This is a genomic window from Streptomyces inhibens (assembly GCF_022221585.1).
GTDB classification, from domain to species: domain Bacteria; phylum Actinomycetota; class Actinomycetes; order Streptomycetales; family Streptomycetaceae; genus Streptomyces; species Streptomyces inhibens.
The window spans coordinates 7,651,581-7,670,494 of sequence record NZ_CP084681.1; the positions used below are offsets into that span (position 1 = coordinate 7,651,581).

Annotated in this window: 7 protein-coding genes; 1 reads left to right on the top strand and 6 read right to left on the bottom strand. The window is 70.0% G+C overall.

Annotated features, from left to right (window positions below; genetic code table 11):
- Window positions 1-28 precede the first annotated feature (28 nt).
- From KI385_RS34345 to KI385_RS34370, 6 genes are all read right to left on the bottom strand, one after another.
- The gene (locus KI385_RS34345; protein ID WP_238575946.1) at window positions 29-3,235 is read right to left on the bottom strand and encodes an amino acid adenylation domain-containing protein; all 3,207 of its coding nucleotides are present in this window, start codon (window positions 3,233-3,235) and stop codon (window positions 29-31) included.
- Entirely contained in the window at window positions 3,232-8,796 is a 5,565-nt protein-coding gene (locus tag KI385_RS34350) for a type I polyketide synthase (RefSeq protein ID WP_238575947.1), read from the bottom strand. Before KI385_RS34350 ends, KI385_RS34345 begins: the two co-directional genes overlap by 4 nt.
- On the bottom strand, window positions 8,789-15,055 hold the full coding sequence (locus KI385_RS34355; RefSeq protein ID WP_238575948.1) for a type I polyketide synthase: 6,267 nt from the start codon (window positions 15,053-15,055) through the stop codon (window positions 8,789-8,791). The genes KI385_RS34350 and KI385_RS34355 overlap by 8 nt, the downstream gene beginning before the upstream one ends.
- 1,313 nt (window positions 15,056-16,368) lie before the next feature.
- Entirely contained in the window at window positions 16,369-16,725 is a 357-nt protein-coding gene (locus KI385_RS34360; protein ID WP_342593488.1) for a hypothetical protein, read from the bottom strand.
- 88 nt (window positions 16,726-16,813) lie between these two features.
- A complete protein-coding gene (locus KI385_RS34365; RefSeq protein ID WP_238575949.1) occupies window positions 16,814-17,467 on the bottom strand; it encodes an ATP-dependent Clp protease proteolytic subunit in 654 nt (217 codons plus the stop codon).
- Window positions 17,468-17,618: 151 nt separating this feature from the next.
- Window positions 17,619-18,485: a thioesterase domain-containing protein gene (locus KI385_RS34370; protein WP_238575950.1), complete on the bottom strand. Its 867-nt coding sequence runs from the start codon at window positions 18,483-18,485 to the stop codon at window positions 17,619-17,621.
- A gap of 97 nt (window positions 18,486-18,582) precedes the next feature.
- On the opposite strand from KI385_RS34370, the gene KI385_RS34375 reads away from it, so the two are divergent.
- Window positions 18,583-18,861 (top strand): type II toxin-antitoxin system Phd/YefM family antitoxin, encoded by a 279-nt coding sequence (locus KI385_RS34375; RefSeq protein WP_128507429.1) that lies wholly within the window; start codon window positions 18,583-18,585, stop codon window positions 18,859-18,861.
- Window positions 18,862-18,914: the final 53 nt, after the last annotated feature.

The following is an 18,914-nucleotide window of genomic DNA, read 5'->3' on the forward strand; positions in this document are numbered from 1 at the left end:
TGACCGGTGGGAACAAGGTGGCCGGAGCTCAGTTCGCCGACGGCTCGTTCGTTCCGGTCGCCAGCGCCTGCGTGAGCGCGGCCGCGCAGTCGACGACGGTTCCGCCTTCCAGCACCGCTCGCACGGAGAATTCCACCTGCCATTCCTGACGTATGCGGGACGCGATACGCGTGGCCTTGATGGAGTTACCGCCCAGCGCGAAGAAGTCCTCGTGCGCGCCCACGCCGTCCAGTCCCAGCGTCTGGGCCCACACCTCGGCCACCTTGCTCTCCAAGGGGGTGAGCCGCGCCGACCGCCCGTCGGCCGCGACACTCCGCTCGGGCTCCGGCAGGGCCGCGTAGTCCAGCTTGCCGTTGGACGTCAGGGGGAGGGCGTCCAGCGTGACGAAGGAGTTGGGCACCATGTAGTCCGGCAGCGTCTTGCGCAGGAAGAGGCGCCAGTCCTCGTCCGGCCGCTCGTCACCCGGCCGCAGCAACAGGTAGGCCACCAGCCTCTGGTCGGCATCGTTCCCGCCGATGCCGTCGCGCACCTGGACGGCGGCGTCCTTGACCTCCGGATGCTCACGCAAGGCGCTCTCCACCTCGCCCGTCTCGATGCGCAGGCCCCGGATCTTGGCCTGTCCGTCCACTCTGCCGACGAAGTCGAGCCGTCCGTCGGGACGCCTGCACAGCAGGTCTCCGCTCCGGTAGAGACGGGCGCCGGGGACGCCGGAGAAGGGGTCCGGCTGAAAGCGTTCGGCGGTGAGGCGGGCCCGGTTCAGGTAGCCACGGCCGACTCCGACACCACCGAGACAGAGCTCACCCGGGATGCCGACCGGGACCGGCTGTCCGTTGCCGTCGAGCAGATGGAGCTGGATGCCGCGGATCGGCCGGCCGACCGACGGGGGACGCCCGTCCGCCACGCACTCCTCCACCGTGGCCCAGATGCTGGTCTCCGTGTGCCCGTACACATTGAAGATCCGTCGGCCGGGGCACCAGCGGTCGAGCAGCGCCGTGGAGATCGATTCGCCCCCGAGCACGATGCTGCGCAGCCCGGGCAGCCGCGCCGGCGCCTCCAGCGGGAGGGCGGCGAGCGCGGAAGGAGCCATCACCAGACAGGTGATGCGCTCGCGGTCGAGCAGGTCGACGAGCCCCGGGCCGGGGATGACGTCCTCCTGGGAGGCGAGGCACAGGACCGCCCCCGCACCCAGAGCCAGGAAGACTTCGAACACCGATGCGTCGAAGCTCGGGGACGCCCACTGCAACACCCGGTCCTCGGCGCCGATGCCGAACGCGTCCTTCTGCGCGAGGCAGCTGTTCACCAGCCCGTCGTGGGGGATGAGCGCCCCCTTGGGCCGCCCGGTCGACCCCGAGGTGTAGATGACGTACGCGAGGTCGCTCGGCTGCGGACCGCCGGCGACGGATGCGGTGCTGTGCCGGTCGAGCGCCTCGGTCTGCTCGTCCAGCAGAAGGCTGCGGACATCGAGCGCGGGCAGGTGCGCCTGCGCCGTGGTGCTCGTCAGCAGCAGGGACAGCTCGGCGTCCCGGCTCATGAAGTCAAGACGGTCCGCGGGGTACGCGGGGTCGAGCGGTACGAACGCTCCACCGGCCTTGAGCACGCCCAGCATCGCGACGATGAGCTCGATCGAGCGGTCCAGGCAGAGCCCGACACGGGACTCCGGCCCGATGCCGTGTTCTTGCAGCAGGTGCGCCATCTGGTTGGCGCGCTCATCGAGTTGACGATACGTCAGAACCTGGGATCCGAAGGTCACGGCCGGTGCGTCCGGTGACAGCTCCGCATGCTCCTCGAACAGGCGCTGCGCGCACAGGCCGGGTGAGGCGACGGTCTCGCCGGCGCTCCACTCGTCGAGCTGCTGCCGCTCCCCACCGGTCAGCAGGGAGATCCGGCCGGCCGGCAGCGTGAAGTCGGCGGCCACCGTTTCCAGGATCGTGGCGAAGTGCCCCAGCATGCGCTCGACGACGGCCGTGTCGAAGCGGCTCCGGTCGTAGCCGATGCGCAGGCTGATCTCCTCGTCGGGGATGACGAGAACGGCCAGCGGATAGTTGGTGTGGTAGCGGTATTCGCCCCCTCGGACGTCGAGTTCGCCGGTCCGGCGTCCCAGGTTCGTGATCCGCGGCACGTTGAGGATCGTCATGATGCTGTCGAACAGGGACTCACCCGGTGCGGCATCGCTCCACTGCTGCACTTCCGCCAGGGGACTGGCCAGGAAGCCCCGCATTCTCGTCTGCGCGGCCTGCACCCGGGCGCACGACTCGGCGAACGGACGGTGCGGGGCCGTCCGTATCCGCAGCGGCAGCGTGTTGATGAACAGCCCGAGGGTGTCCTCGATCCCGTCCAGCTCGGCCGGCCGGTGCGTCATGGTCATCCCGAACACGACGTCCTGCTGATCGGTGTACCTGCTCAACAACAGGCCCCACGCGGTCTGCAGCACGGTGCCGAGGGTGAGCCGGTGCTCACGGGCGAGCCGGCGCAGGGCGTCCCCGGTCTCCCGGGTGAGCACCCGCGACACCTCCGGGTTCTCCCGGCCGGTGTCCGTGCCGGTCTCCGCCGGTGCGCCGTCGGTGCCCTCCGGGGCGGCCACGGCCAGCGGCGCGGGCCGGAAGCCGGCCAGTTCGGCGCGCCAGAACTCCTCGGCCCGGCTCATGTCCTGGCGGCGAATCCACGCGACGTAGTCGTGGTACGGCCGGACGGCCCGGGAGGGCAGCTGCCGGCCCTGCACCAGATGGTCGTAGGAGGACAGCGCCTCCTCCAGCAGCATCAGAGCCGACCAGGCGTCGAGCAGGATGTGGTGGTAGCGGAAGACGAAGAGGTGCCTCCGCTCGGCGACACGGATGAGGTGCAGCCGGAACAACGGCGGGCGGTCCAGCTGGAACCCCCGGCGCCGGTCGGTGCGCAGGAAGTTCTCCAGCCGCTCCTCGACGTCGTCACCGGTCTCGACGTCGTCACCGGATCCGGTGTCCCGCCAGTCGTGCCGCTCGATCCGCGCGGTGCCGGCGGCGTACACGACCTGCGCGGGCTCCTCGATCTCTTCCCAGTGGTACGAGGACCGCAAGATGGTGTGCCGGTCGACCGCCCGCTGCCACGCCTGCTCCAGCGCTTCGGGGTCCAGGTCGCCGTCGAGCTTCTGGATCACCTGGTCGACGTAGAAGGACGTACCGGGGTCGAGGATGGTGTGGTAGAGGAGGCCCTGCTGGAGGGGAGAGAGGGGATGTACACCCTCAATGCTCGTGGTCATCGGCTCCGCCTTTCTGTGGTGCTGTCGTTGGCCGCATCGCCGTTTCGCGCCGTGACATCAGGGGCCTCGGTCGCGGCGGACCCGATACGGGACAGCAGCCGCCGCAGGTCGCCCTCGGCCAGATGAGTGCTCTGGACACCGACGCCTTGAGGTGCGTCCGCCGCCGGGCCGTTCTTCTCCGGCCCGCTGTCCTCCGGCGTGGGAACCGTGCTCGCCGCGGCCGCCAGCTCCGCCACGGTCGGGTGGGAGAAGAGGTCGGCCTCGGTGAGCCGGATGCCCGCCTGCTTGGCCCGGCTGATGATCCGCAGGCTGGTGATGGAGTCGCCGCCCAGCTGGAAGTAGTCGTCCTCCACCCCGATGGGATGGATGCCGAGCAGCGACTCCCAGATGGCGACGAGCTTCGTCTCCGTCTCATTCCTCGGCGCGAGCGCGGCCCCGAGGGCGGCGGGCCGGTCGTACACGGACTGCTGGGCCGCGGACGGGCTTTCCCGACGCGCTCCTCCCGGCAGGCCCGCCCCGGCCGGTCGCACGCCGGCCGGCTCACCGGCATAGACGTACGCATGCGGGATACCGGCCCGCAGCACGTCCTCCAGCGCGCGGAACGCGGGCTCGGGCTCCAGCATGCCGAAGCCGCTCTCCCGCACCCGGCGGCCGGCGTGCGCGTCAAGGGTCGCGACCATCCCGTCGCCGCTCCACGGGCCCCATGCCACGCTGGTGCCGGTCAGCCCGAGGAACTCCCGGTGGTGAGCGAGAGCGTCGACGAAGGAGTTGCCGGCGGCGTAGCCACTCTGGCCACGAGAGCCCATGAGGGCGGCCACGGAGGAGTAGAGGACGAAGAAGTCCAGCTTCGCGTCTCGGGTCAGCAGGTGGAGGTTCCATGCGCCGCGCGTCTTCGGAGCCATCACCGAGCGCAGACGATGGGCGTTCTGCCGCTGGATACTGCCGTCGTCCAGCACACCGGCCGCGTGGATCACTCCGCGCAGCGGCGGCATGGAGGTTTCCAGCTCCGCGAGTACCCGCTGCACGGCGTGGAAGTCCGCGACATCGGCCTGACGGACGACCACCTGGACGCCTGCCCGCTCCCACTCGCGGATGCTGCGGTCGGCGTCCTCCGACGGAGCCCGGCGCCCGACCAGAACGAGATGCCGGGCACCGCCGTTCACCAGCCAGTCGGCCGTGTGCAGGCCCAGCGCACCGAGCCCGCCGGTCACCAGATAGGTGCCGTCCGGCCGCACCAACTCCTCGGCCGCGGCAGTGTCGTGCGCGAGCGCCGGCACCGCCGTCCCGGCGATATGACGCCGGCCGCCGCGGAAGGCGATCCGGTCGTCGCCGACGGCCCCGAGTGCCTCCGCGCAGAGCGCTTCGGCCGCGCTCTCCGCCGCCCGCTCGTCCGGGTCGAGATCGACCAGGACGCAGCGTACGTCCGGGTTCTCGGCGTTCGCGATGGCCGCCAGGCCCCACAGCGGAGCGTGCACGACCCCGACCGGGTGCCGGGAGAGCGACTGCGCGCCACGGGTCGCCACCAGCACCCGTGCGTCACGCCCGGCGCTGCCCAGCTCCTGGAGGAGGGCCAGCAGGGCCGCGGACACCGTCCCCTGAGCCTGGTCGAGCGCGTCCGCGGTGGGCTCGTCCTCGGGCTCGTCGAGCCCCCACAGGAAGGCCACGTTCAACGGGCCGCCATCAGCGGTCCGTTCCCGTACCAGCGTCTTGAGGCCCGCCTCTTCGTGGGCACCGGCCTCGACCACCGTGACCCGGTGCTCGTTCGCCCGCAGCCGTGCGGCCAGCGCGGCGCCGACACCCCGGCGGTCGGCCAGGACCAGCCATTGCGCGGTGGGCAGCGTGCCGTCGGCGGGTACCGGCCGAGCTTCCGTGGCCTCCCAGACGGGCTGCCGGACGACGGCGGCGTCCCGGCGCAGCAGGGCATCCCCCGACACACGGCGCAGCCACAGGCCGTCCATCTCCAGAACGGTGTTGCCGTCGTCGTCGAACAGCAGCAGGTCCGCCACGACGGTGTCGTCGTCCGGGCTCTGGTCCGGGCGCTCCTGAACGTGGCACCACAGGGGCGCGACCGGCGGCGCCTGGTGGAACCGCATACCGTCCAGGCGGATGGGCACCCGTACGCCCAGCTCCTCACCCGGCCGGCCGGCCCAGACCAGGGCCACCACGGCCTGTACGCACGAGTCGACCAGTCCCGGAGGCAGGAGGAAGCCGCCGTCCCTGTCGTCCTGCTCCGGCGGGAGCATCCGGATCAGGACCTCGCCTGGATGGCGCGTCATCTCGCTGAGGTAGCGGAAGCCGGGGCCGAGGTCGGCGCCGCTCTCCCGCATCGCGGCGTAGAAGTCGGCACCGTCGAGGCGCCGGCCCTGCCGGCCCAGCAGCTCGTCCACCGCGGGCACCCGACGTGCCGTCCCCGCTGCCGACGATCCGCGCACCGTGCCCGTGGCGTGGGTTGTCCAGGCCTGCTGGTCCGTGGTCCCCGCAGGCGCGCTGACCACACGGAAGGCCCGGGGCTCCGCATCGTCGTCGCCCTCGATGATCAGCTGAATCTCTCGCTCGGCGTGGTCCACGGTCAACGCCTGGGGGAAGGAGACGCCTTCCAGCAGAGCGCCCGCGCCCTCGCGCCCCTGCACGGCGGCGGAGACGGTCATGGCCAGGTGGGACGCGGCGGGAACGACCACCGCGCCGAAGAGCACGTGATCGGCCAGGAAGGCCGGGGAGTCGGCCGTGAACCGGCTTTGGTACACCGTGTCGCGCAGCGCGGGTGAGCTCAGCCGGGTGCCCGGGAAGACGGGGGTGCCCACCGGGCGGGTGCCACGAGTGGCCCGGGTGTCCCTCCAGTAGCGCTTGCGCTGGAACGGATAGGTGGGCAGCACAACCCTGTTCCGGGCGAACCCGGCGTCCACGGCGTGCCAGTTGATGTCGGCGCCGGCCGCGTACAGGCTCCCCACGGTCCGGAGGACCTGCTGCCAGTCGTCGGTGTGGCGGGACAGGGAGGGCAGCCAGCGGCGGTCCTCGCGGGGATCCAGGCCCTGCTTGCCGACCAGACGGGTCAGGACCGGCTCCGGGCCGATCTCCAGGACCGCGTCGAACCGCCGCTCCAGCAGCGTGTGGACGGCCGGCAGGAAACGGACCGTCTCGCGGGCGTTGTGCCTCCAGTAGTCCTCCCGGAGCATCTCCTCGCCGCGGATCTGCCGACCCGTGACCGTGGAGATGACCGGGACGTTCCCCTGCCGGTGCGCCACGCCGGCGGCCAGGGCGCCGAACGGCTCCAGCATCGGGTCCATGAGCGCGGAGTGGAAGGCGTGCGAGGTGTTGAGCCGGCGGGCGCCGACCTCCTTGTCCCGCAGCGATCCGAGCAGTTCGTCCAGGACGTCGACGGGACCCGACACCACCGTCTGGAGCGGGCCGTTCACCGCCGCGACGCTCAGACGCCCCGCATAGGGTTCGAGCATCGCGGACACGGTCGGCTCGTCCGCGAGGACGACGGCCATCCCGCCGTCACCCGGCAGCCGCGACATCAGCCGGCCGCGTTCGGCGACCAGCGTCAGCGCGTCCTCCAGCCGCAGGATCCCGGCGGTGCAGGCTCCCGCGAGCTCGCCGACGCTGTGGCCGAGGATGACGGACGGCGTGATGCCCCACGCCTTCCACATCGACACCAGTGCGTAGGCCACCGAGAAGAGAGCCGGCTGCGCGTACTCCGTGCGGTCGATCAGCGACCGGTCGCCGTCCTCCGCGTAGAGGACGTCGGTCAGGGACCATCCGTACCGCTCCCGCAGCAGCTCGGCGCAGGTGTCGATCGCCTGCCGGAACACCTGCTGGTTGGCGTACAGCCCGGCGCCCATACCGAAGTACTGCGACGCCTGCCCGGTGAAGAGGAACGCGGTGCGGAAATCGCGGCCGGGGCCACGGGAGGTGGCCGGTGTCCTGGGCGCCTCCCAGGACGCCAGTTGTGCCGTCAGGTCTTCGGTGTCCGACGCGACGAAGAAGGCGCGGTGCGCGAAGTGGGCGCGCCCCGTGTTCGCCGAGTACGTCATATCCGCGCAGGCCACGTCCGGGTGCCGTTCGAGGTGGCGCCGGTAGCGCTCGACCAGGCCGCGCAGGGCCGGTTCGTCCCGGGCGGACAGCGCGACGGGGTGATGTGACCGCTCCGGGACACCGGCCGGCGCCGGGGCGACGGACGGCGCCTCCTCGACGATCACATGCGCATTGGTGCCGCCGATCCCGAACGAACTGACTCCGGCCATACGGGCCCGGTCGCTCCGGAGCCACGGCCTGGCTTCGGTGGGGACGTCGAGCAGGAGCTCGTCCCAGGCGATCTGCGGATTGCGGTCCCGCAGATGGAGATGGGCCGGTATCTCCTCGTGGCGCAGGGACAGCACCACCTTCATGAGACCGGCGATGCCCGCGGCCGCCTCCAGGTGCCCGACGTTCGTCTTCACCGTGCCCATGAGCAGCGGACGGTCGGAGGTCCGGCCCTGCTTGTAGACGGCACCGAGCGCGTTCGCCTCGATGGGATCGCCGATCGGGGTGCCGGTGCCATGCGTTTCGACGTAGTCGATGTCCGCAGGCTCCGCCCGCCCGGCCTTCAGAGCACTGCTGATCAGGTCCTTCTGGGCGCTGCCGTTGGGGACGGTGAGGCCGCTGCCGCGGCCCCCGTGGTTGACGGCGGAGCCCCGCAGCACCGCCAGCACCGTGTCACCGGCGGCCTGGGCGTCCGCCAGGCGCTTGAGGACGACGATTCCGGCGCCCTCGCCACGGGAGTACCCGTCGGCCGACGCGTCGAAGGCGCGGCTGCGCCCCTGGGGCGACAGCACACCGGCCTGGGAGAGATAGACGTTCATCTCCGGGGCGACCATGAGGTGGACACCCCCGGCGAGCGCGAGGTCGCACTCGCCCGAGCGCAGGCTCTGCATCGCCAGGTGGACCGTCACCAGGGACGAGGAGCAACCGGTGTCGACGGCCAGGGAGGGGCCGCGCACGCCCAGGAGGTAGGACAGGCGCCCGGCAGCCGCGCAGAAGAGGTTGCCGGTACCCATGTGCCCGTCGATCCGTGACAGGTCGCTGGTCTGCAGGAGCTTGTAGTCATCGATCCCGATGCCGACGAAGACACCCGTCTGGGTCCCCTGCAGCGCCGTGGGCGCCTGCCCCATGTGTTCCAGGGCTTCCCAGGCGACCTCCAGCAGCAGCCTGTGCTGAGGATCGAGGGTTTCCGCCTCCCGCGGGGGAATACCGAAGAACTCGGCGTCGAACGTGTCGATGCTGTCGAGAAAACCGCCGCGCTTCGAGCGCACGGTGCCGGGCCGCGCCGTCTCCGGGTCGTGCAGGAGCTCGGCGTCCCAACGGCCGGCGGGCACGGTGGAGGTCGCGTCCGTCCGGGACTTCAGCAGTTTCCAGAAGGTCTCGGGATCGCTGACCCCACCGGGGAAGCGGCATCCCATGCCGACCACGGCGATCGGTTCAGGAGCCGGAGCGGCGGCGCGCTGTTGCTTCCGCAGTCGTTCTTCCAGCAGGGCCCGCTGGGACGCGGGGAGCGCCGCGATCCGATCGGCGATGCTACTCATGCGTCTGGTCCCCTCCGGACTGGTTTTCCATGGTGAGTTGGTCCAAATACAGCGCTGCTTCGTCGGCGGAGAGCCGTTCCACTTCGGCCAACAGCTCCTCCACGCCGTCCTCGTCGGGCTCTGCCGCGTCGCCCGGGGCGAGCGCCAGCTCGTCGAGGAGATGGGCGGCGAGGGACGCGCAGGTCGGATGGTCGAAGGGCAGCGTCCCGGACACGGTCAGCCGGTCGCCCAGGTCCTCCCGCAGGCGGGTCACCAGCTTCAGCTTCATGAGCGAGTCCATGCCGAGCTGGAAGAAGCCGATGTCGGGGTCCACGACGTGATCCGCGGCGAAGCCCACGATGTCGGCCACCTTGGCGGCCAGGTGCGCGACCAGGTGCTCCATCCGGTCCCCGGGATCGAGCGCGGCCAGCTGGTCGGCCAGGGAGGACGCGGTGTCCGTGTCGTCCTCGGCGCTCTCCGCTCCGGCCGAGGCGTGCACCAGAGCGAGCAGTTCACGGTTGGCCGTGGGGTGCAGCCAGTCGCGGTACACCCCCCAGTCGACCGAGAACACGCCCACTTGGGGTGCGGGACGTTCCAGGATCCGGTCGAACAGACGGGCACCCTCGTCACGACCGATCGTCCGGGCCCCGCGTTCGCTCCAGCGGTACCGCGCACCGGCCGCCGAGTCCGTCATGCCGACGTTCTCCCACGGTCCCCAGTTCACGCTCGTGGCGGGGAGCCCCAGCGCACTGCGGTGGTGAGCCAGGCTGTCCAGCGCGGCGTTCGCCGCCGCGTAGTTGCCCTGCCCCGGGGATCCGAGGACGGCGACGAACGAGGAGAACAGCACGAAGAAGTCGAGCGGCAGGTCCCGGGTGCAGAGGTCCAGGTGGTGCGCGCCGATCACCTTGGGAGCCAGGACGGCCCGGTACCGGTCCCAGTCCTGCTGGAGCAGCGTTCCGTCGTCGAGGACGCCGGCGGCGTGGAAGACGCCACGCAGCGGGGGGCGTTGCCGCCCGAAGGCGCTCACGACGTCCCGTACGTCCTCGACACGGGTGACGTCGGCCTGCAGGACGTCCACGGTGGCACCGGACGAGGTCAGTTCGGCGAGTGTGGCGAGGGCGTCCGCGTCCGGCGCGCGACGGCCCAGCAGCACCAGGTGCCGGGCTCCCGCGGCGATCAGCCGGCGGGCGACCACAAGACCCAGTCCGCCGAGTCCTCCGGTGATCAGGTAGCCGCCGTCCGGACGGACCGAGGTCTGCCGCGCGGACCCGGGGTCCTGCTCGTCGAGCGCCACCCGTGCCACATGGCGGCCGCCGGCACGGAAGGCCACCTGGTCCTCACCGTCTCCGGCGAGGAGTTCCTTCACCAGCGCGCCCGCCGCCCGTGCCGGGTCGGCCGGTGCCGGGTCGAGGTCCACGAGGCCGCCCCACACCTCGGGGTGTTCGAGGGCGACGACCCGGCCGAACCCCCACAGGGCGCCGTGGGCCACGTTGCCCGTGGCGGGCTGCTCGCCCACGGGCTGTGCGCCCGAGGTGACGAGCCACAGTCGCGGCGCGGACCGCTCCTCCCAGGAGGCGAGAGCCTGCACCGTGGCAAGGGCCGGACGAAGGATGCGCTCCAGGGACTCCTCGGGCCCCGCCTTCGGGCCTTCGCCGGCGAGTTGCAGCACGCCGCGACACGGAGCGCGGAGCTCCCGGGCGGCCTGCCGCAGCGCGGCCGACAGCTCCTCCTTCGGCCCTGCCGGTACCCGGACGAGGCTGCATTCCTCCCCGGCCGAGCGAAGGGCCTGCGACACCGAGCGGGCGAGCGGCCCCTCCGGGTCGTCGGCCACAACGATCCAGCTGCCGGAGCCGGCGGTCTTCGCCGGGGCCCCGAGCGGCTTCTCACGCCAGACGACGCGGTGCAGCCACTCGTGCGTCTGCTCGGCCCCCACCGGCGCAAGCCGCTGGAGGATCTTCGGCAGCAGACCGATTTCCTCGTCCGACAGGCCGCCCTGGCGGGCGATCTCGTCGGTGACCCGGGCCACGTCACCGCGGGCCAGCAGTTCCAGCATCGTTCCGGTGACGGGTTCCCGCCTGGTCAGCGGCGCCGGGTCGAGCCAGTACCGCTCACGCTGCCACGGGTAGTCCGGTGTGGTCACCAGCCGGCCGGGACGGGACCGTACGGCCTTCCAGTCGACGGCATGCCCGTGTGCCCACAGGGTGCCGGCCGTCTCGCGGAGGGCCTGCTGCTCCCCGGCCTCCCGGCGCATGGTCGGTATGACGAGGCCCTCGTGGCCGGCCTGCTCCAGGCACTGGGACGCCGGGGCCACGAGCACAGGGTGCGGACCGAGCTCCACGAACGACCGGTGACCTTCGGCGCCGAGCGCCTCGACGGCCGCCGAGAACCGTACGGGTTCGGCGATCGTCCGGATCCAGTAGGCGGAGTCGAAGTGCTCTCCCGGGCGGAAGCCCGCGTCGATGGTGGAGAACACCGGAACGTCGCCCGCCTGCGGCCGGATGTCCGCCAGCAGGCTGCCCAACTCCTCCTGGTACACGCGCATCTGGGGGCTGTGCGAGGGGTAGCCGACGCGGAGCATCCGCCGGAAGACGGCGGGGTCGAGGCCGTCGAGCAGCTCCTTCAGGGCCTCGGTCTCACCGCTCAACAGCGTCGTACGAGGGCCGTTGACGGCAGCGATGGACACCGCGCCCGCACGACCGTCCAGCAGGCGCGCCACCTCCTGCGCCCCCAGGCCCACCGCGGCCATGCGGCCCCTGCCGGTGGCCCGCTGCAGTATGCGGCCCCGGTGGAGTGCGACGAGGAGCGCGTCCTCGAACGTGAGAACCCCCGCGCAGTAGGCGGCCGCGATCTCACCGGCGCTGTGTCCGATGACCGCGGCGGGCCGGATGCCCCAGGACCGCAGCAGTTCGGCCAGCCCGGCCTGGAGAGCGAACAGGGCAGGCTGAGTGATCTCCGTCTCGTCGATCCGGGACGACGCCTCCGGCTCCTGGAGCTCGGCGATCAGCGACCAGCCCGCCTTCTCGGCCAGCCACTGGTCGCACCGTTCGAGGACGGCGCGGAAGACCGGCTCGTGGGCGAACAGCTCACAGCCCATACGGGCGGCGTGGGCACCCTGACCCGAGAAGAGGAACACCGGGCCCGTCGTCCTGCGCAGGGCCTTGCCCGCCACAAGGCCGTCCACCGAGCGGCCGGCGGCGAATTCCCGGAGCTGTGCGCCGAGTTCCTCGGACGAGGTGAACACCGCCGCCGCGCGGTGTTCATGGTGGTCGCGACCGAGTGCCGCGGTGTGGCTCAGGTCGTCCAGGCCGATGTGCGCCGGCCCGGCGAGCAGGGTCTCCGTCTCCCCGGCGAGTTGACGCAGCGCCGGAAGGGAATGGGCGCTCAGCGGGAGGGTACGGATGCGCCGGCCCTCCGCCACGGGGACGGCGAGTCGGTCCGCCGCCGGAGGAAGCGCGACGAGACGCAGATCCGCCGGGTAGACAGGGCGCCATGCGATGTCCCGCCCCGAGCGGTACAGCTCGCCGAGGGTGTTCAGCATGACCTCGCGCGCGTCCGGTCCACGACGCTGGGACGGCAGGGAACGGGCCTGCGCACCGCGGTCCCCGGCGACCTCCGCCACCGAGCCGGTGAGCACGGCGTGCGGGCTGACCTCCAGGAAGTGGTCGTACCCCGCATCGAGGAGCCGCTCGACCGCCGGAGCGAACAGAACCGGTTCCCGCAGATTGCGCACCCAGTACGAGGCGTCGAGCGCACTGCCGTCGACGAAGTCCGCGGTCACCGAGGACATGACCGGAACCCCGGCCTGCGACGCCCGTATGTCGGACAGCGCCGCGCGCAGTTCGGGCAGCAGCGGGTCGCACTGTCCGCTGTGCGAGGCGACGCCCATGTTCACCCGTCGGCACCGGACACCGCGCGTGCTCAGATCCGCCAGGCACCGGTCGAGTGCCGCGGCGTCTCCCGAAAGGACAGAGCTTCGTGTGCTGTTCGTGCCGGCGGGGTAGAGGCCGGGGTAGTCGGCGAGCAGGCTCCGGACCTCGGCGAAGGGGAGGTCCACCACCGCCACGGCCCCCATGCCGTCGATCCGGTCCATGAGACGGCTGCGCTCACAGACGACCCGTACCGCGTCCTCCAGACGAAGCGCGCCCGCCACATGGGCCGCCGCCACCTCACCGAGGCTGTGCCCCACCACGCCGTCCGGCTCGATGCCCCACGAGCGCCACAGCGCCGCGAGAGCGACCTGGACGGCGAAGACGGCCGGCTGCATCACGGTCGTGGTGTCCAGCCGGGAATCGCCGGTGTCCCGGCCCAGTTCCTCGACGACAGAGATTCCGGAGTGGGTGTGTATCAGGCGGTCGCACTCCAGCAGCGCCTCGCGGAAGACCGGCTCGGTGTGCAGCAGGTCGAGTCCCATGCCGCACCACTGCGAGCCCTGGCCGGAGAAGACGAAAGCGAGGCGAGGCGGGGTTGTGACGGCGGAGGGGGCGTCGCCGGAGGCAATGCCCTTCAGCGCACTGCGCAGTTCGTCCCTGTTCCGGACGGTCACCGCCGCCCGGTACGGGTGTGTGCTCAGGCGCATGGCGGCGGTGCCGCACCAGTCGGGGACCGAGCCCGACGGTGCCTTCGCCACCGCGTCCAGCATCGCGTCCGCGGCCTCCCGCAGTTCCTCGGGGGTGGGGGCGGACAGCGGCAGAAGCTGTGCGGGGTCGGCGGGCGGACCCTCCACGACCACATGGCAGTTGGTGCCACCGAACCCGAAGGAGCTGACCCCCGCCAGGGCCTTGTCGCCGTCGGCCGGCCAGTCGGTGAGAGCGGTCGGGACGGCGAGACGCAGCTCGTCGAAGGGAATGTCGGGGTTGGGCTTGTCGTGGTGGAGCGTCGGGGGAATGACCCGGTGGCGCATCGCCAGGGTCACCTTGATGAGCCCGGCGATTCCGGCCGCTGCCTCCAGGTGACCGATGTTGGCCTTCACCGAACCGATCAGCAGCGGCGACTCGGTCGTCCGCCCCGCGCCCAGCACCTTGCCGAGCGCATGGGCCTCTATCGGGTCGCCCAGCCGCGTTCCGGTCCCGTGCGCCTCCACGTACTGGATGTCGTGAACGTCGACACCGGCCCGCGAGTAGGCCGCACGGAGCATGGCTTCCTGCGCAGAGGGGTTCGGCGCGGTGAGGCCGTTGCTCGCGCCGTCATTGTTGACCGCGCTGCCACGGATCAGACAGTGGATCCGGTCCCCGTCGGCCAGCGCCACCGACAGCGGCTTCAGCACCACGATTCCGCCGCCCTCGCCCCGGACGTAACCGTCGGCGGACGCGGCGAACGCGGCGGACCGCCCGGCCGGACTCATGGCCCCGAGCTTCGACATCGCGGTGCTGCTCTCCGGCGCGAGCACCAGGTTCACGCCGCCGGCGAGAGCCAGGGTGCTCTCACCGGAACGCAGGCTCTGGCATGCCAGGTGTACGGCGACGAGCGATGACGAACAGGCGGTGTTGATACCGATGCTGGGACCCTGGAGGCCCAGGGTGTACGACACACGGGCCGGCACGATGCTCGGCTCCTGGCCCGTGGCGGTGTGCTGCTGGATCTCGTCCAGGTCACGCCCGGCAAGCCGTGCGTAGTCGCTCCACAAGGTCCCCAGGAAAACCCCCGTACTACCGGCGCGCAGTGACGCGGGCGGTATCCCGGCGTCCTGAAGGGAAGTCCAGGCGAGTTCGAGGGCGAGTCGCTGCTGGGGGTCCATCTGGGCGGCTTCTCGCGGCGAGATGCCGAAGAACTGCGGGTCGAATGTGTCCACATCGGACAGGAAGCCACCACGGCGGGTGCTCATTTTCCCCGGCATGGACGGATCCGGGTCGTACAGCGCTTCGGTGTCCCAACGCTCCGCGGGAATGTCGGTGACCGCATCGATTCCGGACCGCAGCAGGTTCCAGTACGCCTCGGCGTTCGACGCACCCGGGAACCGGCACGCCAACCCCACGACAGCGATGGGCTCGTCGGACCGCACCGCGCTGCCCGCACCCGCCGACGCCGCGGAAGGCGCCGGAGAGCCGGTACCGCCGGTGAGGGCTTCGGCCAGGGTCGAGATGGTCGGAAAGTGCCAGGCGACAGTGGGGGAGAGGGGCGCCCCGAGCTGCGTTGCCAGCTGCGCGGTAAGGGCGGTCATCCCGGCGGAATCAATGCCCAGGTCCCGGAACTGGGTGTCCATGTCGACATCGCCGACCGCCACCCCAAGGTCGTCCCCGATTTTTTGCCTAAGCCAGCCCGCAATGTCGTCGGCGGTCTTCATTTCCGCATCCCCAATTTCATGACAATAGAAAGCAGCTATCGATGATTGCGCCCCGGGATGAAACCGGTCGCCCTATCTCAAAGCACTTGTGCGGGCACGACAAAACCCCCGCACCGAAAACGGATCACCTGCACGCCGGCGCACTTTTCGAGGCTGCCAACGAAGATCAACTTAGTTCTAACCCGAGGAGTGAAAACTAGTCAACCCTGGCGAGAAAGTTACCTGGCCCCAATTCCTGTACGCCCTGGTGGATCGCTACAGGCGGTCCATGCGGCGTGCGGAATCCTATGAATCCCGTCGATTGAACGGGAACAGCAAAGATTGGTGTCCACGTATGCGGCAGACCATGCGCCACCGGCGGTCGCCGCTGTCGAGGGAAAGGTTTCTGCACGGCCGATGGAAAGTCCGCTGCCGAGGGAGAGGCAGGGCCGACGGTAGGAGCGCTCAGCGTTCAACCACCGTGATGACATGACGACATGGTGGGCCTGGCCCTCGATGTCGTCATCGATTGCGCCCGGCACGGGCGTGCTCAGGCGGGAGTGGTCGTGGACCTCGCCCCGCCCGGGTCACGACCCGTCAGGCGGGGTCCCTGTCCTGGGCGGTCCCGGCCGAGGGGGAAAACGGTCCTCATCGAGGGACCGCAAGGCTGTCGCCATGGTGCGGAGGAAAATCTCTCCACCCAGGTCCCGGAAGCGCGTGTCGAGGTCGACATCACGGACAGCCGTCCGAAGGGCTTCCCCGTTTTTACGCTTCAGACAGTCCGCAATGCCGCCGGCGGTCTTCACTTCCGCATCCCCCGTTTCGTGGCGACAGGTACCAGCCATCGCCGAATGCGACCCGAGATAAATCCGGTCGCCCTATCTCAAAGCTTCGGTGCGGGCACGGAAAAACCCCGCACCGAAAACAGGTCACCCTGCATGCCGGCGTACTCTCCGAGTGCCGCCAACGAAGATCAACTTAGTTCTAACCCGAGGAGTGAAAAATAGTCAACCCTGGTGGGAACCGAACTCCTCATAGTTCATCCGGCCCACTCCGGACGGTCCATACAGTGCACGGGAATCCATGAATCCCGTCCACTTCCGGAACAGTAAATTCCGCATCAACCCATGCGCGGACCACGCCCGGCGGCCGCAGTCGCAGCCGCCGGCGTCAGGGCAGGGCAGAGCTGAGCCGCAGGGCGAGGCCGACCCCAATGGCGTCGGAGGCCATCAGCGCCGGCAGGCACGGACATGTCATGTCGTGTGGTGGGCCGTGCGTCGTCCGGACAGGGGCATGCTCAAGCGGGAGTGGTCGTGGCCCCCCCGCCGCCCAGGTCACGACCCGTCAGACGGCGCCCCTCCCTCGGGCGGCCCCAGCCGCGGAAGAAAGCGGTCACCGTCGAGAGAGCGCAAGGCATGCTCCATGGTGCGCACATGGATCTCTTTTTCTTGACGCTCGAACATCAAGGACAGGGCGTCCCGCAGTTCTCGTGTCTCGGTCACGAGTGCCTGCGCGGCTCTGAGCGCCGTGTATGTCCCCGTCGTCTGTGTGGGGTTGACGCCGCTCAGGCGTTTCAGAACCGCCAGATAGGAATCTACGACCTTGCTCTCGGCTTCGGTGAGAGCCGGAATCTTGGGACCCTCGGGGTACATCACGGACGCGACCGCCTGCCTGCACTCGTCTTCTGACAATGCCGCTTTGCCACCCTTCCGGCGCCGGGCTGCCACCGACGCCGTCAGGCTGGCCGATTAACCAGTGTGCGATTAACCAGTGCGCGATTCAGCGCATTTGGCTGTTACGCGGCACGACAACCTGGTCGACAATCCCGTACTCCAGTGCCATGTCAGCCGTGAGGATCTTGTCGCGCTCGATGTCGTCGCGGATCTTCTCGATCGGCGTGCTGGAGTGCTTGGCGAACATCTCTTCCATCTGGGAGCGCATGCGCAGGATCTCGTTCGCCTGGATCTCCAGGTCGGAGACCTGGCCCCGGCCGGTCTCGGTGTACGGCTGATGGATCAGCACCCGGGCGTTGGGCAGCGCCATCCGCTTGCCGGGCGCACCTGCCGCCAGCAGAACGGCAGCGCCGGAGGCCGCCTGTCCCAGGCAGACCGTCTGGATGTCGGGCTTGATGTACTGCATGGTGTCGTAAATCGCGGTCAACGCGGTGAAGGAGCCGCCCGGGCTGTTGATGTAGAGGGAGATGTCCCTGTCCGGGTCCATCGACTCCAGGCAAATCAACTGGGCCATGATGTCGTTGGCCGAAGCGTCATCAATCTGCACGCCGAGGAAGATGATGCGCTCCTCGAAGAGCTTCGCATAAGGGTCGTACTCACGGACGCCCTGCGAGGTGCGCTCCACGAAGCGCGGAACCACGTAGCGCGCCTCGGCCTGGGGCAGTCGCGCATAAGAGTCGGAAAAATTCCTGGGATTCACAATACCGTCCTGTCAAAGAGAATGATCTGTCTGATCTATCTGGCTGTTTGAGCTGTCTGATCTGCCTGGCAGTCAAATAAAGAACCGGAAACCGGGGTGATTCGGGCTCCAGTACGTCGTCCGAATCGGCGGTCAGTTGGAGGGGTGGAGCTCACGTCTTCGCAACAGGAGCGACTCCATCGTGGGGCGCCAGGTCGCCCGGATCCCCCGGATCGCCCGCCCAGCTGTCGATGGCTTGCTCGATGATGCGCGCGACATCTCCCAGCCTGCTGTCGTCCATCATCGTGTAGTGCGTACCTCCGGCCCAGGCAATGGATGCGGGGCGGTTGACCACCTCGGACCAGCCGAGACAGTCCGGCGCCGCATTCCAGCCGGTTTCGTCACGCGCCCGGATCACCAAAAGCGGCGCCGCACAAGGCTTGGCCTGCCAGCTTTCGTCGAATATCCCCTGATGCCAGCTGTATATGTCCCAGAAGGGGCGCAGGTCTTGGCCCGTCAGCCCCGGCGTATCGCTCGACACGGCGATCACGGCCGCCGCATGGTCCAGCAGTCCGTCGACCGAGGAGGCCTGGGACTGGGACATGTCGATCCCGAAGAGCCCGCCCACCTCCGTGGCGAGATCGGTCGTCCGGGTTCCCAGAACCTCATGGGTCGCGCTGTCCAGCAGGATGACGCCCGCCGGCTCGACTCCTCGTTCCTCGCAGAGGCGCGCCATCTCCACGGCCACCGGCCCGCTGAAGGACCAGCCGACGAAAACGGGCGTTGAGCGGGAGTCGGCGCTCAGAAACTCCGTCAGATAGGCCTCTGCGATGCCTTCGATGGACCGGGGGCGGTCAGGGCTGATGCCCGGCGACTGGAAGGCGTAGACGGAACAGTCCGACCTCAAGTGCGGCTGCAGGGCGCGGAACGAGGCGGCTGACCCGCTTGCGGGATGGATGAAAACCACGGCGTGCCGCCCACCGGACGCCTTCAAGCAGACCAGGCTACCGCCCACTTCGCACCGCTCCTTGTCGATCATGTTCACAGTCGGCCGACGGGGACCATGACGCGGCTCTCCCCCCAGCGCGAGCGTTCGCACCAACTGTACAGGACGTACAGAATCTAAGATGGTCAGCATGGCTTATGAGATTCCGGTGACGCAAGCCCGGGCCGAACTCGCAGAACTGATCAACCGTGTCGTCTACGGCGGGGAGCGGGTGGTCGTGACCCGCCACGGCAAGCCGCTCATCGCCCTTGTGTCGGCCGCGGAGTTGGAGCGCCTGGACACCGCCGCGCAGGAAGCGTCGGAGCGGGTGATCGGCACCGTGTCCTTCATGTCGGAGGTCCCGTCCTCCAGCAGCGAACAGAGCCAGTTCGGCCTCGTCGCCAAGTACAACTCCCCGTACGGGCCTTAAGGGCCGACCGCCACGGTGGGGACGATGCCCGCGCCGGCGGCGAGGGCCGGGCC